This is a genomic window from Pseudocalidococcus azoricus BACA0444 (genome assembly GCF_031729055.1).
GTDB lineage: Bacteria > Cyanobacteriota > Cyanobacteriia > Thermosynechococcales > Thermosynechococcaceae > Pseudocalidococcus > Pseudocalidococcus azoricus.
In genome coordinates this window covers 34,138-48,348 of sequence record NZ_JAVMIP010000016.1, presented here as the reverse complement: position 1 = coordinate 48,348, position 14,211 = coordinate 34,138, and the positions used below count along the sequence as shown (strand labels likewise).

The 14,211-nt window shown below is 49.3% G+C and carries 13 protein-coding genes; 10 read left to right on the top strand and 3 right to left on the bottom strand.

Features of this window, described 5'->3' with window-relative positions:
* Window positions 1-51: 51 nt before the first annotated feature.
* Window positions 52-609, bottom strand: coding sequence for an orotate phosphoribosyltransferase (gene pyrE / locus RIF25_RS13255; protein WP_407682421.1), 558 nt, complete (start codon window positions 607-609; stop codon window positions 52-54).
* 225 nt (window positions 610-834) lie between these two features.
* On the opposite strand from pyrE, the gene RIF25_RS13250 reads away from it, so the two are divergent.
* From RIF25_RS13250 to RIF25_RS13240, 3 genes are all read left to right on the top strand, one after another.
* Complete coding sequence (locus tag RIF25_RS13250; protein ID WP_322879010.1) at window positions 835-1,743, top strand: DUF6515 family protein; 909 nt, start codon at window positions 835-837, stop codon at window positions 1,741-1,743.
* Between the two features lie 185 nt (window positions 1,744-1,928).
* The gene (gene cbiQ, locus RIF25_RS13245) at window positions 1,929-2,753 is read left to right on the top strand and encodes a cobalt ECF transporter T component CbiQ (RefSeq protein ID WP_322879009.1); all 825 of its coding nucleotides are present in this window, start codon (window positions 1,929-1,931) and stop codon (window positions 2,751-2,753) included.
* On the top strand, window positions 2,741-3,472 hold the full coding sequence (locus RIF25_RS13240; protein ID WP_322879008.1) for an energy-coupling factor ABC transporter ATP-binding protein: 732 nt from the start codon (window positions 2,741-2,743) through the stop codon (window positions 3,470-3,472). The genes cbiQ and RIF25_RS13240 overlap by 13 nt, the downstream gene beginning before the upstream one ends.
* An 18-nt stretch (window positions 3,473-3,490) precedes the next feature.
* On the opposite strand, the gene hmpF is transcribed toward RIF25_RS13240, so the two are convergent.
* Window positions 3,491-5,137, bottom strand: a complete 1,647-nt coding sequence (gene hmpF, locus RIF25_RS13235; RefSeq protein WP_322879007.1) for a pilus motility taxis protein HmpF — start codon at window positions 5,135-5,137, stop codon at window positions 3,491-3,493.
* A 399-nt stretch (window positions 5,138-5,536) separates the two neighbouring features.
* On the opposite strand from hmpF, the gene speA reads away from it, so the two are divergent.
* The 6 genes from speA to RIF25_RS13205 all read left to right on the top strand — a co-directional run bounded on the left by speA (window position 5,537) and on the right by RIF25_RS13205 (window position 11,513).
* Complete coding sequence (gene speA, locus RIF25_RS13230; protein WP_322879006.1) at window positions 5,537-7,540, top strand: biosynthetic arginine decarboxylase; 2,004 nt, start codon at window positions 5,537-5,539, stop codon at window positions 7,538-7,540.
* Between the two features lie 119 nt (window positions 7,541-7,659).
* Window positions 7,660-7,884 (top strand): hypothetical protein, encoded by a 225-nt coding sequence (locus RIF25_RS13225; RefSeq protein WP_322879005.1) that lies wholly within the window; start codon window positions 7,660-7,662, stop codon window positions 7,882-7,884.
* A 161-nt stretch (window positions 7,885-8,045) separates the two neighbouring features.
* Entirely contained in the window at window positions 8,046-8,279 is a 234-nt protein-coding gene (locus RIF25_RS13220; RefSeq protein WP_322879004.1) for a hypothetical protein, read from the top strand.
* Window positions 8,280-8,318: 39 nt separating this feature from the next.
* Entirely contained in the window at window positions 8,319-8,807 is a 489-nt protein-coding gene (locus tag RIF25_RS13215; RefSeq protein WP_322879003.1) for an RNA recognition motif domain-containing protein, read from the top strand.
* A gap of 94 nt (window positions 8,808-8,901) precedes the next feature.
* A complete protein-coding gene (locus RIF25_RS13210) occupies window positions 8,902-10,092 on the top strand; it encodes an FAD-dependent oxidoreductase (protein ID WP_322879002.1) in 1,191 nt (396 codons plus the stop codon).
* Window positions 10,093-10,718: 626 nt separating this feature from the next.
* Window positions 10,719-11,513, top strand: a complete 795-nt coding sequence (locus RIF25_RS13205) for an E3 ubiquitin ligase family protein (RefSeq protein WP_322879001.1) — start codon at window positions 10,719-10,721, stop codon at window positions 11,511-11,513.
* 88 nt (window positions 11,514-11,601) lie between these two features.
* Here RIF25_RS13205 and apcB read toward each other — a convergent pair whose 3' ends face one another.
* On the bottom strand, window positions 11,602-12,111 hold the full coding sequence (gene apcB, locus RIF25_RS13200) for an allophycocyanin subunit beta (protein ID WP_322879037.1): 510 nt from the start codon (window positions 12,109-12,111) through the stop codon (window positions 11,602-11,604).
* Window positions 12,112-12,718: 607 nt separating this feature from the next.
* On the opposite strand from apcB, the gene glnA reads away from it, so the two are divergent.
* Complete coding sequence (gene glnA / locus RIF25_RS13195; RefSeq protein WP_015125643.1) at window positions 12,719-14,137, top strand: type I glutamate--ammonia ligase; 1,419 nt, start codon at window positions 12,719-12,721, stop codon at window positions 14,135-14,137.
* The last annotated feature ends 74 nt before the right edge of the window (window positions 14,138-14,211 follow it).

Genomic DNA, 14,211 nt, shown 5'->3' with positions numbered 1-14,211 from the left:
CTTTGTTAGTTTCCTGACGTTTCCATAGGTTCCATCAATGGTTACGGTGACTCAACGGGTTTGGAACTCGCCAATTGTAAACAACGCCTTAAAGTCCAGCCCATGGTTAGCAAATAGCTCTTGTCCACCACAGTCGCGATCGACAATTCCCAAAACTAGCTTGACCCCATAGCCAGCCTCCCGGAGCCGTTCTACCGCCTTCAGAGCCGATCCCCCCGTGGTGACCACATCCTCGAGCACGGCAATTTCAGTCCCCGCAGGCAAAACCGGACCCTCAATATAGGCGCGGGTTCCATGGGATTTTGTTTCTTTACGAATAATCAAGGCAGGTAATTGGGCGGCTGGGGGATATTCATAGGCCGAAACCACGCTCACCGCCGTCACAATTGGATCTGCCCCGAGGGTGAGACCTGCTACGGCCTGGGTACTAGGGGGTAATTCGGCCAACAGCAACCGGCCCACCAATAAGGCTCCTCTCGCAGAGAGTGTCACGGGTTTGCAGTTGATGTAGTAGCTACTTTTTTGTCCAGATGAAAGGGTGAAATCTCCCTCCCGATAGGCCTGGGTGCGGAGAAGTTGGAGTAGTTCGGATCGCAGTTCTGAGGTCATGGACATTGAGGATGGGGATGGGTTCAGATCTACCACGTTCTTGCCAAGCCTGGCCTGGTTTCCCTTGAGGCAGTGAAAAGTAGAGGTGGCAATTGTGGCTGTCATTGGTTCGGTAAAATGCATCCATTAAGTTATTTCTAATTTCATCAAGTTTAGTGCTGAAACCAGGCCTGAAATAATTTCCATAGGCTCTAATAAAAGTATCCTCATGACTTTCCTCTGTCTATGTCTCGCCGCGATATTCCCCTCACAATTTTGTTCGCCACTTTTCTGATTGTGACCAATATGGGAGTCGGATTAGTGGTTCAAGCCAGGCCTGGGGGGGGTGGACGGCCCTCTGGGGGAAGTGTCAATCGTGGCAGTGTCGGGAGTAGTGGCCGGAGCGCAAATGTTCGCCAATCTGGAAATTTTTCCGGCAACCTGCAAAACTCGGGTAACTTTGGTAGCCGGCCAACAACACGCCCCTCTAATCCCAGTACTGCGACTCGGCCTTCTAACCCTGGAACCATTAACCGTCCGTCTAATCCGGGAACGGCCAATCGCCCCTCTAATCCCGGAACCATTAACCGGCCTGGAACTCAACCTGGTGGGGACATCAATCGCACCCCTGGAAATATTACTAACGTTGGCAACCGTACCCCCGGCAATATTAATTCTGGTAGCGTCACCAATCGGGGCGGCAATACGGTCAATAACATCAGCGGTAACGAGGTTAATATTGATCGCACTACAAATATCAATCGCAACACAGCAGTGAATACGGGCGGGGCCTGGCGGGGAGGTGGTTGGTATGGTGGCGGCTATTATGTCCCACCGGGTTGGGGTTGGGGGGCCGCAGCCTTTGCTGGTGGGTTGGCCATTGGAGCAGCAATCAATTCAGCCCCTCCCTACTACACCAATATCTATGTGGGCGGCAATCCTTACATCTACTCGGATGGGGTGTATTTAACCCAGCAGGGCAGTTCCTATATTGTTGTTGCACCACCCGTGGGGGCCGTTGTCTCTTACTTGCCAGAGGGATGCCAGGCCTTTACCCAAGATGGTTCCCAATACTTTGACTGTAGTGGTGTGATTTATCAGCCCTATTATGACAGTGGTGCTCTTGCCTATATGGTTGTCGGTGGTGGTTCCTAGGCCCCAAGCTCTGGTGGGATTGTTGGCCAGGGTTTTAACCCTTTAACTTAACCGTTGAAGAGGGCTAGACCCGGAATTTAGAGCGGGTTTTAGATATTGACCCAGAGTTTTGGGCCAGGGACTGTATCTCTGCCTAAAGGCTCTAAACTACAATAACTTCACTCCTAGGTTGTAACTGTATTGCTGTGGGAACCCATCTCCATCTAGATACCCTGGCCCATCAAAATCGTTTACGTCATTTGCCACCCCAGCAAAAATTAGGCTTTGGCCTGGGAATTTTAATTTTAGTTTTCCTCTCCCATTGGCCGGTGCAGTTACTTTGCTTGGCCTGGGTCAGTGTTTGGATTCTGGTCTATGGGGGGATCCCAAGTTGCCTCTATGTCCGGTTACTGAGCATTGCCTCTGGGTTCTTACTGGTGGGCCTGGTGGCATTAGTGATCAATAGTGTCCCGCTGGCAGCTTGGCCCCAAGTCGGTTCAGATGCTCTTGTGGGGATGCCTTGGGGCGGTTGGTATAGTTATCTCAGCCAGCAGGGAATTACCCAGGCCTGGATCATTCTTTGTCGTTCCTTGGCCGCCATGACCGCATTTTTATTTATCCTCTGTACGACTCCCATCACCGACCTGTTACAGGTGTGGCGGGCCTGGCGGTTGCCGATGGTGCTGGCTGATTTAATGCTGTTAATGTATCGGTTTATTTTCCTGACCTTTCGGACATTGGAGGAGCTAACCCTGGCCCAACAGGCTCGCCTCGGCTATGGTTCCTGGTCTTGCCAATGGCACAGTGTCAAACTCTTGGGGGGGCAACTCCTGATCCGTTCTTTACAGAATTATCAGGCCTTCTCTTTGGGGTTAGCCACCCGAGGTTTTACGGGCGAATTTCAGGTTTGGACGGGGCGACAGTATCGGTTTTCGGCCCGCTACGGTTGGGAAGCAAGCTTGGGTGGATTAATCTTGATTGGCCTGGAAATTGGCTATCGGTATCACCGGGGGCGTGGATGGCACTTTTGACATTTCAGGATGTCTCCTATCGTTATCCCTGTACCGAGGCTGTTATCCTCAAGCACCTAAGTTTGGATATTCCTGCCCATAAAAAGACGATCATTCTCGGCCATAATGGCTGCGGTAAATCAACCTTGTTATGCCTGGCCAATGGTCTTTATCGGCCGCAAACGGGAATCCTGCTCTGGCGGGGGCAACCCTTGGGATATGGTTCACAGGAACTCCGGCAATGGCGGCAACGGGTCGGGCTGGCCTTTCAGAACCCTGAACACCAATTGGTCGCGGGCACGGTAGCCGAGGATATTTCCTATGGTCTTTGTAATCTCAAGCTGCCCAAAGCCCAGATTGTATCCCGATTATCCCAGGCCTTGGAGGATTTTGGCCTGGAAGCCCTCAGTGAGCGGCCCTTACATCAACTGAGTTTGGGACAAAAAAGACGGGTTGCCTTGGCGGGGGTGATGGCCTTACAACCAGAACTTTTGCTTTTGGACGAACCCATGGCCTTTTTAGACGGCCGCCAAATCCGCCGCCTCTTGGGGGAACTGACCCGGATTGCCCAGGCCGGAACGACCATTCTCATGGCGACCCATGATTTACACTTGGCCCAACGGTGGGCGGATTGGCTGGTAATTCTCCATCAAGGGCAGGTTGCCTTGACCGGGCCGCCCCCAGAGGTTTTCAGCAAAGTCACTGCTTTACCCGAGTTGGATCTGTATCCCCCCTATTAATCATGGTCAAGGTATGGCTTAGGCGGCCGTGAGGGCATTCACCACCTGATGAAGTTCCCCTAAGAGGTGCTTATAGTGCCCGTTACTCCGGCTTTCCTGCTCCTGCTGAAGAATTTCTCGCAGCCGATTCACTTGCTCTTGGATGTCGAGCACTATCTGGTGATAGGCTGTTGCCTGTCCTTGCCGTTCCCAAAACGTGGTTTGATCCTGATGGAAATTCTTTTCCTGTTCTTGCAGGTGATGGTGCCATTGTTCCAATTCTCCTTGACGTTGGGCATAATGGGCTTGGAGTTCCCCCAACTGAGCCTGGCTGCTTTGGCATTGTTGATAAACGGCCTCGAATAGGGTCTGGAGTTGCTGGAGTTGCCCCTTCGCTTGCTGGGATAGGGCAGGGAAATCGACTTGATGGAAGTTAGGTTGCTCTTGGCGACGATGGAGGATGTCTTCGTGTTTTTTCAAGCTATATTGCTTTTCGTAGAGGCGTTGACGTTGTCCAATTAGGGTTTGATTCAGGAGTTGATAGCTTTGCTCCTCCGATTCCAAATCCCCGGCCAACTGTAAGCGTTCAAACTCACTGACATGGCTCATTTTCAGGCGTAGTTCCTCAATGGTTTGGCGGACAACGGCCAATTCTTCTTCTTGATCATCAACAAAGGAGGTCATGTTTTTTAGTTCTTTGCGGATGACTTCCACCAGGGCCTCCAGTTCATGGAGCGGCATGTGCAGGAGTTCGGCAAATTCAGTCCCCCCCTGCTGCTCGGCGGCTTGCTGTAATTCCTGACTGAGTTGCTCCAAGGTTTGTACCTGAGTTTGTAATCGCTGTTGCCAGTCAGTCTGTTGTTGAAGGAAGTCCCGTTGACTGTGGATTTGCTGTTGGAGTTTAACCTGCTCCACCTGGGCCTGATGCCAACGTTGCCATTCTTCTTTGAGGGCTTCGCTGCGATGGTGGAGTTCTCCTTGAGCCTGATCCGGGGGGGCGTTCTCTTCGAGCCACTGCCAGGCCTGGGTGAGTTTATCCTGCTGCTGTTGAATGATCTCTAAACAGCTACTGAGGGCGGGGGAACTGGTCAAACTGGCCTGGAGTTTTTGCACCACCTGATCGACCTGTTGGATTTGCTCAGGAGATAGGCCAGTTCCTTGACTGGCTTTGAGTTCTTCCCAGCGTTGCCGCTCGGCTTGAAACTCCTGACGGGCATTGGCGAGGGCCTGCTGTTCCCGACTGATTTGTTCCTGGAGAGGGGTAATTTCTTCCCGGAGACGATCCAGTTCTTCCCGTTGTTGGACAAATTCTTGGGCCTGCTGCTCGAGATCGTAGAGTTCTTCTTCCCGCCGGGTTAGCTCCTGGGCCTGGTACACCAAAGACTGTTTCCACCCTTCAATTTCTTCTTCCTGAGTCCGAAACCGCTCCCGCAACCGAGAAAAGTTTTGGAGAATCCCCACCAAGGGTCGGCCCGCTTCTTGCAGATGCTGGACTTGGCGGTTCGCACTCACCTCAACCAAGACGAGGGCCCCTTGGGCATATTCATTACCACCGTCCACAGGGACAACATCATCACCAGGGACAGGATTCCAACTATGCTCTGCTTGCTGGCGCGCTAAAAGTTTAAGTTCTGTGCGAGTGCCCATGAAACCTGTTTTTTTCTGCACTTCTGCCAGATATAACACGCTCTATCCCTCTGTCATCCAGGTCTGCACGTCCGCTTTGATGAAAATCTCTACCCGTATCATTTAGATAGCAATCGACATTAAAGGTTGCTGCGATCCGTTGGCTTTTGTAGGTAGTGACTTCAAGTTAAGCATCTTCCCCCTGATCCTAACTTAGATGTCAAGACCTGTTAATAGTTCTTTGATGTTTTTAGTAAAAAGTAGTGATGAGGTTTGTCCAGGCCTGAGAGATCCTGGGGTAGCGCGCAAGGGAGATGTGGATTGGGTAATTTACTATTGGAAATAAAATTAAAAGATAAGCTCTTGCCATATTTAGTTTTTCCCGGTGGTATTGGAACGAGTCCCTTGCTTAAGCAAATTCGGATTAAGATAAATCCGGCTGATGAGAGGCATGATTGTATGGCGGGAAAAATTGCAGAAAAAATCAAGCAGACCTCTGACACCCCCAAACTAGAGCTACCGTTGGAGCCGGCCCTGGCCTGGACAGTGGAAGACAGTGAAAATCTTTATCGGATTACGGGTTGGGGTGAGCCTTATTTTGCCATTAATGCTGCTGGCCATGTCACAGTGTCGCCTAAAGGGGATCGGGGTGGGGCCTTGGATTTATATGAACTGGTCAACTCGCTCCAACAACGAAATATTGGCCTGCCGATGCTCCTGCGCTTTTCGGATATTCTCCAAGACCGGATTGAACGCCTCAATGCTTGTTTTGCAAGGGCAATTTCTAAATATGGCTATTCCGGAAGTTATAAAGGTGTTTTCCCTGTCAAAGTCAATCAACAACGGCATTTAATCGAAGCTCTCGTGCAGTTTGGTCAGCCCCACCAATTTGGCCTGGAAGCGGGATCAAAGCCAGAGTTAATGATTGCCCTAGCCACGTTGAATACCCCCGGAGCGTTGTTAATTTGTAATGGCTATAAAGACCAGGCCTACATTGAAACAGCGATTCTGGCTCGTCGTCTGGGTCATACCCCGATCATTGTCTGTGAGCAACCGGAAGAAGTGGAAATGGTGATTGCCGCCAGTCGTTCTCTCGGAATTGCACCCATTTTGGGAGTCCGGGCCAAGCTGAGTAGTAAAGGCATTGGGCGGTGGGGAACCTCTGCGGGAGATCGGGCCAAGTTTGGGCTGACGATTCCGGAAATTCTGACTGCGGTTTCTCAATTGCGCCAGGCCGGGATGTTGGATTGCCTACAATTGCTGCACTATCACATTGGCTCCCAAATTTCAGCGATCAGTGTAATTAAAGACGCGATCCGGGAAGCCAGCCAGATCTATGTGGAATTAGTCAAATTAGGCGCAGGAATGCAGTATATGGATGTCGGTGGGGGCCTGGGGGTGGATTATGACGGCTCTAAGACCAACTTCCATGCCTCGAAAAACTACAATATGCAGAACTACGCCAATGATGTGGTTGCGGAAATCAAAGAGGCTTGTCAAGAGCGACAGATTCCAGTACCCACCTTAGTCAGTGAAAGCGGCCGGGCCATTGCCTCCCATCAATCGGTGTTAATTTTTGATGTTCTTGGAACCAGCCACGTCCCCCAGGCCCTGCCAACCCCAGCCCAAGACTCCGAGCATTTAATTATTCGCAATCTTTATGAAACCTACCAGGCCATTGATGTCAATAACTATCAAGAAGCCTATAACGATGCAATTCAGTTCAAAGACGAAGCCATTAGTTTGTTTAATTTTGGCTATTTGAGCTTAGAGCAACGCAGCCGGGCCGAGTGCTTATTTTGGGCCTGCTGTACCCAGATTTTAGCCATTGCCCGCCAACAGGACTATGTGCCAGACGATCTCGAAGACCTAGAAAAGATCATGGCCACGATTTACTACATCAATCTCTCGGTATTCCAATCAGTGCCGGATAGCTGGGCAATTGATCAACTGTTTCCAATTATGCCGATCCACCGCCTGGATGAAGAACCAACCCAACGGGGCATTTTAGCGGACTTAACCTGTGATTCCGATGGCAAAATTGACCAGTTTATTGATCTGCGGGATGTGAAATCCGTTTTAGAACTACATCCGTTTGAACCCAGCCAACCCTACTATTTGGGAATTTTTCTGAATGGGGCTTATCAGGAAATCATGGGGAATCTGCATAATCTGTTTGGGGATACCAATGCCATCCATATCCGCCTCACCCCAAAAGGCTATGAAATTGAGCATCTTGTGCGCGGTGACACCCTAAAAGAAGTTCTCAGCTATGTCCAATACGATGGAGAAGATTTACTGGAGCAAATTCGCCGCCAAACAGAACAGGCCCTCGCCAATCAACAAATCACCCTGGCCGAAGCCCAACATTTACTCGAACACTACGACCAGAGTTTACGCAGCTATACCTATCTGAAAGTCCAGGCCCCGGATCCGACAATTGCTGTGACCCCAGAGGCTTAAGGACATTGGCTGGCCTGGAACCAGGGGCAAAGACCGGCCAAAATTGTCAAGTTTTGTGTGTTTTAGCAGCGAAATCTTAAGTTAGGATTTTAGTAATCCCCCCCTTTGCGGCCGCCCCAATGCAGTTTTTTCGTCAATATATTGCCCCCTTCGTTGCCGTCCTGATTTTTGCCCTTGCCTTGGTGATTGTCAGTGCCCGAATTTTTCTACCTGAGGATATGTCTCAACCGGCTCCAGTGGTGGAAACGGAACCTGTGCCGCAACCGGGAGATAAAATTACCCTCCTTCTCCGGGGCTTACCGCCAGAACCAGCCTGGATCTCTCTCCCCTCAATCCGGCCCTGAGCCACTGTCCCCACAGCAGTTGAGTCCCTTCATTGGCAGGTTGGTCTTGGAGAGATGGCCAGGCCCAGTCAGCATCACCAAATTAAATTGGCCTAGCTCATTGTTACCCAGGCCACCGCGATTAAAACTTAGGTTAGAATTTATCGGGTTTGACTTCCCTAATGGTGAACTTCAGTGATACCTTAAGACATGAAGCATCACGCATTTTTTCCGATTCACTCAATTGTCTTCATGCCGAACTTCTGTTTTATGCCGCTGGTTTTACCAATTCATGCTTAGACACCACGGCCACAGGTTTTTTTATCTATGAATCTTTCCATAGTTTCTGGGATAGTTCTGGCGGTTTACTGCGGTCAGACCGGGGTAATGCCAAGGTTAAGTTCGACTTGCGATAAATTTATTCTTTAGGATTTACTTTTGGAGGTTTCTTAATCATGTCTATTCGTTTATATGTTGGTAATTTGCCCCGGGAAACCAGTCGGGAAGAGTTAGATTCATTACTCACATCAGAAGTGGGCGATATTGGTTCTGCCAAGTTGATTACGGATCGCAAAACAGGCAAATGTCGCGGCTTTGGCTTTGTGACTGTGGAAACGGAAGATCAAGCTGATACGGTGATTGAAAAATTGAATGGTTTTGTGTTTAAGGAAAATACCCTCAAGCTGGAGAAAGCCAACGACAAACCTAAGGCGGAAGAAGACTCTGCCCAACCCAGTGAAGCCTCTGCTAATCCTCGCCCCAGTGGTAATCGCCGCCCCAGCAACAACAACAAGGCTAAAAATCGCCGTCCCCAAGCCAACAACAATGGTCAAGATGTGGAATTTACCAGTAACAGTACAGGTGATTTTGCTCCCGATCCCCGTTGGGCCGGTGAATTAGCCAAATTAAAGGAAATGCTCCTTGCCCAGGCCAGTAGTAAGTAGTTTCTCCTAACTGCACTGACGACCTGCAAACCTGAGTCCTACCCTGCCTCACTAACATCAAGCTGGTATACTGCCTATTGCTTCTGGTATCGGTATGCAAACAGATTGCTGCATTGTTGGCGGTGGGCCGGCTGGGGTAATTCTTAGTTTACTTTTGGCCCGCCAAGGGATAGATGTGACGCTCCTAGAAAAGCAACGGGACTTTGACCGCGATTTTCGCGGGGATACCCTCCATCCACCCACCCTGGAACTGCTGGATCACCTGGGCCTGGCGACAGAATTGTTGCAGCATCCCCATAGCAAGCTGGATCATCTTTCCCTGCAAACCCCAGGCCAGACAATAGAAATTGTCAATTTCCGCACCTTAAAAACTCAGTTTCCCTTTGTGGTGATGATTCCCCAGGCCACGGTCTTAGATTTTCTGATCCAAAAAGCCCAAGCCTATCCCAACTTTCACCTTGAATTAGGGGCTAATGTGCAAGAACTGATCCAACTTGATGGCCAAGTCCAAGGGGTAAAATATCGCCAGGCCGGGGAGATGCACGAAATTACAGCGTTGTTAACTGTGGCGGCGGATGGGCGTTTTTCCCAACTCCGGCAATTATTGGGCCTGCAACCCATCGCGAGTTCTCCGCCGATGGATGTCCTCTGGTTCCGAGTCCCGCGTCTGGTTGGGGATGAGACGATTGGCGTGGAAATTCGCACAGGTGGCGGCAAAATGCTAGTGGTTTTAGAGCGGCTGGATCACTGGCAACTGGGCTTAACAATTCCTAAGGGTAGCTACCAGGCCTTGCGACATCAGGGCATTACAGCAGTGCATGAGGTGGTTACTCAACTGGCTCCAGAATTGGGTGGTGAGCGGCTCAAAGATTTACAGCATTGGTCAGATATTGCCTTCTTATCAGTTGAATCTAATTACTTAAAACAGTGGTCTGTCCCCGGCCTGGTTTTAATTGGGGATGCGGCCCATGTCATGTCTCCCGTAGCGGGGGTGGGGATTAACTACGCCATTCAAGATGCGATGGCCTGTGCTAAATACCTGACGCAACCCCTCAAATCTGGGCAGATTACCACCCAAGACTTAGCGGCCATCCAAAAACAGCGGTTTCTCCCCGTGCGTCTGATTCAAACCCTCCAAGCCGTGATTCAAAAACAAATTATCTCCCCTGCCCTCCAACCTGGCCAAAGCGTTACGCCGCCCTTGCTGCTCAAATTGCCCTTGGTGAAGCAACTATTGGCCCAAGTTCTCAGTTATGGCCTTTGGCCTGTCCAGCTAGAAAACTAAGGGTCAGTTTTTATCACATTATTTTCTAACTGCAACCAGGCCTGGTCAAAGGATTCATCAGCGGGGAGTCAATCAACTCAAATCATCTCGCCCGCGCGCTAAAAACTAGATTAAACCCAAGCCCCTGGTGCTAACATTAGAAACTCTCCCTCTGGTCGCTCTATGCTCTCTTACTCTGGATGGGTAACATAGCCATTTGGATAGTATCTTTTAGTAGAGGACAGATAAAATAAGGGAAGAAAGAAGCAGCCAACGCCGGATTTGATCAAGCAGGAAATGGCAAAACCTAGCCCAAAATTCAAATTCTCACAATCTCAGGTTTATTGGATGGTTCCCAACAGACTGAATATTTTGATCTAAAGTATGGTCAGCCTTACCTTCAAAAAAGCCGCCATAGAAGACCCAGGCCTGGCCAGTCAGCCTTCTCTTTTCTAAGAATGGTCTAATGAAATAGCATGGCTATTGTGATCATGGTTCCTGATATAGTGTGACTCATTTCGGGTGAGAGGGAGACAAGTCAGAAAATCCTTGGTGGGCAGTCTTTTTGACAGTTCTACTCTCTCCAAACAGCCTACGTAACGCTATAGCTCTTGAAACCTAATTCAATCTAGTTTGGCGTGACATCTATGCTTTTTATCTCAGCGATTTTACTGATTGCAGCCGTGGTTTTATTTTTTGTCCAACGCCACTATCGTCTGAGATTACGGAGCCTGAAACTCGCCAACTTGGTTAACAGCCAGAGCATCCAACAACTTGCCGCTGATGTAGCCACGGAAATTGGGGGCGGAAGCCTACGGGAGTATGTCAAGCTCTACGGGCGCGTTAAATCGGAGCATCCTTTAATCTCTGAACTAAAGCAAATGCCCTGTGTGTACTACTCCATGCAAGTGATTCGGGAATATGAAGAACGGGTTCGCTCTGAAGACAGTGAAGGACGGACAGAATGGCGCACAGAACGGCGATCCGACACCATCAGCAGCAACACTCAATCCATTCCCTTTTTCCTCCAAGATGCCCAAGGAACCGTCCATATTGATCCAGAGGGCGCAGGGTTTGAAACCATCCAAGTCCTGAACGAATTTCGCCCAGAAGGTAACAGTAATCGCCTCTCTTTTGGGGGCTTCTCACTCAACCTAGACATTGCTGTAGGTTCCGGGGGAGGCCGCACCCTAGGGTATCGCTATCAGGAATCAATCTTACCTTTGGACAGACAGGTACTCATTGTCGGAGAAGCCAGCGATCAAACTGGAGAATTAGTGATTGGCAAGCCCCAGCAAAAAGGACGTAAGTTTTTTATCTCCCTTAAATCCGAAGATACCTTAACAAACCACACCCAAAACATCATAACCTACACCACCCTTGGGGCCATTGCCAGCGGCGTGATTGGCATATTGGTTGGGATACTGGGCCTGGTATCCTGAGAGGCAAAAATAAACCCCAGCCATATAGACCAGGGTAGCCCTCAGATAAACTAGGAAGTCAGGGTTCAGATAATTCAGCGATTGAACGTTAAATGCTAATTTCACTCAGTTGCCGACTCATGTGGTCAAAGGGTTGATCAATTAAACCACCAACCGTCACACCAGCCGCGCTCAACCGTTCTTGGATAATTTCCTTCATGATCTGAATCCCTCGGACTGTGGGGCCAATGGGCACGCCCAAGGAATTGTAGGTTTCCCGCAGACCTTCCAAAACCCGCTCATTCAAGACATCCACATCCCCAGCCACTAGAGCATAGGTCGCATAGCGAAGATAATAGTCCATATCCCGCAAACAGGTGGCATAACGGCGGGTGGTGTAAGCATTTCCACCGGGCTGAATTAATTCTGGTAACTCGTTGAAAAGTCGGGAGCCTGCTTCTTTGACAATCCCCGCCGCATCCGAGTTGATTACACCCGCCGCCTGCACTCGGGCAGAACCTGTAGCAAAATATGAACGCAAGGTATCTACCGCATCCCGATCCAAGTAGCGGCCGGTTAAATCATAGTTTTTAATCAGAGTGGTGACGGCATCCCGCATAAATTCAGTTGCTCCCACGATGTCAAAAATAAATTTAATCAACTTAACCTTGAATAACTACATTCAGGACAGCCTTAACCAGAATTGGGGCAAGACTTATGTGATTCAAGAAGAATCAAATCTTTATCCTAAAGTGGCTAAAACCCAGGCCTGACTGGACTTTGCAGCTAATCAAAATTTCCCCTAGTTTATCATGCGGGGTTGGCCGGATTGAAAACTCCCGACTTAAATTCCCCAGATTCATGACAAAACTTTACAAATAACTGACACGCTACCCCAGAACCTTGCGTATCCATGAACAGTTTCTATACATGGAATAATTAAATTTATCTCCATATTTGTGATCAGCATCCCCAGCCCAGCGATCCCCGCTAATCCCGGCCAACTCCGACTCATTCAGGAAAGACTGTAATACAAGGCGGTGTAGCCACAGGGTTTAGTAACAATTTATACATTTTATCTCAGCACTTGGGCCTAGATTCGTAGGGATGGAGGCTTTGGCAAAGGCTTTGAATAAAGAAACGGATTGCCTGTGTGGATGTTTGCATTAGTCAAGGCATGATCTTTGCTAGCCAAGTAAAAATGTCTCTGAGGTAAAAACTGGTATATGGCAGAAACCGCACAAGAAGTCCTTAAGTACATTGAGGATAACAATATTGAGTTAATTGACTTAAAGTTTGTTGACTTGTTTGGGATTTGGCAGCACTGCACCTTCCACAAAAGCTTAATTGACGAAGATTCTTTTGTGAATACGGGTGGTGTCGCCTTTGACGGTTCAAGTATCAAGGGTTGGAAGTCGATTCAAGCTTCGGATATGGCGATGGTCCCCGACCCAACCACAGCCTGGATGGATCCTTTCATGGAAATTCCCACCCTAAGCATGGTTTGTACCATTGTTGATCCTCGTACCCAGCAACTCTATGAACGGGATCCCCGCTCCATTGCCCAAAAAGCGGTGGATTATTTAATTGCCTCTGGAGTTGGTGACAAGGTCTATTGTGGGCCTGAGCCAGAGTTCTTCATTTTTGATGAAGTCCGCTACAAGCAATCCGGCCATGAAGCCTACTTCTTTATTGATTCCGATGAAGGCCCTTGGAACTCCGGTAAAGAAGGTGGTGTGGGTTATACCATCGGTAAAAAACGGGGTTACTTCCCAGTCTCACCTTCTGATGGATTACAGGACATTCGGACGGAAATGCTCCTGACGATGGCTAAATGTGGTGTTCCGATTGAAAAACATCACCATGAAGTGGCAGCCGGTGGTCAGTGCGAGTTGGGGATTCGGTTCTCTGACTTGGTTCACGCTGCGGACTATGTGATGACCTATAAATATGTGGTCAAAAACGTCGCTCGCAAATATGGCAAAACCGCAACCTTCATGCCCAAACCGATCTATGACGACAATGGCACGGGGATGCACAGCCATATGTCCATTTGGAATAACGGTCAACCCCTCTTTGCTGGCGACAAATATGCTGGCTTAAGCCAAACGGCCCTTTGGTTTATCGGTGGCTTGATTAAACACGCTAAGTCTCTCTTGGCCTTTACCAACCCGACGGTTAATTCCTACAAGCGTCTGGTACCTGGCTTTGAAGCTCCTGTCAACTTGGCCTACTCTGCTGGTAATCGTTCCGCTTCGATTCGGATTCCTTTGTCTGGGTCTAATCCCAAGGCCAAACGCTTAGAGTTCCGTTGTCCTGATGCCTCTAGCAATCCTTACCTCACCTTCTCGGCGATGCTCTGCGCTGGCCTGGATGGGATTAAAAATCAGATTGATCCCGGTGAGCCGTTGGATGTGGACATCTATGAGATGGATCCAGCAGAATTAGCTAAAATCCCCAAAGCCCCAGCTAACTTGGGTGAAGCCTTGCTAAACCTGGAAAAAGATCATGAGTTCCTTACCGCTGGTGGTGTTTTCCCAGAAGACTTTATCTATAACTGGGTGGCCATGAAGATGGAAGGTGAAGTCAAGCCCCTGAGCAAACTTCCCCATCCCTATGAGTTTGAACTCTACTTTGACTGCTAAAGCGAGTTGATTTGAGTTAATCTCCTCAACTAAAACATCGAAAAATAATTTTAGAAGGTGTCCAGGGGGATGCC

Excerpts from the sequence above, each read along its gene's own strand:
- speA (WP_322879006.1), top strand. The coding sequence starts at position 5,537 with ATGGCGGGAAAAATTGCAGAAAAAATCAAGCAGACCTCTGACACCCCC.
- RIF25_RS13225 (WP_322879005.1), top strand. The coding sequence starts at position 7,660 with ATGCAGTTTTTTCGTCAATATATTGCCCCCTTCGTTGCCGTCCTGATT.
- glnA (WP_015125643.1), top strand. The coding sequence starts at position 12,719 with ATGGCAGAAACCGCACAAGAAGTCCTTAAGTACATTGAGGATAACAAT.
- RIF25_RS13250 (WP_322879010.1), top strand. The coding sequence starts at position 835 with ATGTCTCGCCGCGATATTCCCCTCACAATTTTGTTCGCCACTTTTCTG.
- RIF25_RS13220 (WP_322879004.1), top strand. The coding sequence starts at position 8,046 with ATGGTGAACTTCAGTGATACCTTAAGACATGAAGCATCACGCATTTTT.
- RIF25_RS13215 (WP_322879003.1), top strand. The coding sequence starts at position 8,319 with ATGTCTATTCGTTTATATGTTGGTAATTTGCCCCGGGAAACCAGTCGG.
- RIF25_RS13210 (WP_322879002.1), top strand. The coding sequence starts at position 8,902 with ATGCAAACAGATTGCTGCATTGTTGGCGGTGGGCCGGCTGGGGTAATT.
- RIF25_RS13205 (WP_322879001.1), top strand. The coding sequence starts at position 10,719 with ATGCTTTTTATCTCAGCGATTTTACTGATTGCAGCCGTGGTTTTATTT.
- pyrE (WP_407682421.1), bottom strand. The coding sequence starts at position 609 with ATGACCTCAGAACTGCGATCCGAACTACTCCAACTTCTCCGCACCCAG.
- RIF25_RS13240 (WP_322879008.1), top strand. The coding sequence starts at position 2,741 with ATGGCACTTTTGACATTTCAGGATGTCTCCTATCGTTATCCCTGTACC.
- apcB (WP_322879037.1), bottom strand. The coding sequence starts at position 12,111 with ATGCGGGATGCCGTCACCACTCTGATTAAAAACTATGATTTAACCGGC.